Here is a 336-nt window from a genome sequence, read left to right on the forward strand (position 1 = left end):
TTTTTTATGAAGGCACTGAGTTGAGCCCGCTGCTCATCGGTGAGGTATGCAGGCCTACCAGTCCGAGGTTTTTCTTGAAGTCCTTCTAGGCCTTCTTCAAAAAAAATCCGAACCCATTTATTGACACTGGTTCGACTGACTTTGAGAGATTTTGCAATTTGTGTACGAGAGAGGCCGTCTTTAAAGTGTGCGAGCGCAAGTAAACGCATCTTCATCTGAATGGTTTTTTGCTGGCTCGCAAGCTTTTTGAAGTCAGTGTTATTAAGGCTATCCATGGCTAAATTTCACAATAATTCATCAATCTTAATTAGATCACATTTTTACTTTAATTGGTAT

At 40.2% G+C, this 336-nt stretch carries 1 protein-coding gene; it reads right to left on the bottom strand.

The annotated features are described in order from the left end of the window. Positions 1 to 275 (bottom strand): transposase (locus tag AB4185_RS14415; RefSeq protein WP_372135591.1); only part of this gene is annotated, 275 nt, incomplete at its 3' end. Between the last annotated feature and the right edge of the window lie 61 nt (positions 276 to 336).

Origin of the sequence: Vibrio sp. 10N.286.48.F5 (assembly GCF_041469785.1) — a bacterium.
In the GTDB taxonomy this organism is placed as follows: Bacteria; Pseudomonadota; Gammaproteobacteria; order Enterobacterales; family Vibrionaceae; genus Vibrio; species Vibrio crassostreae_C.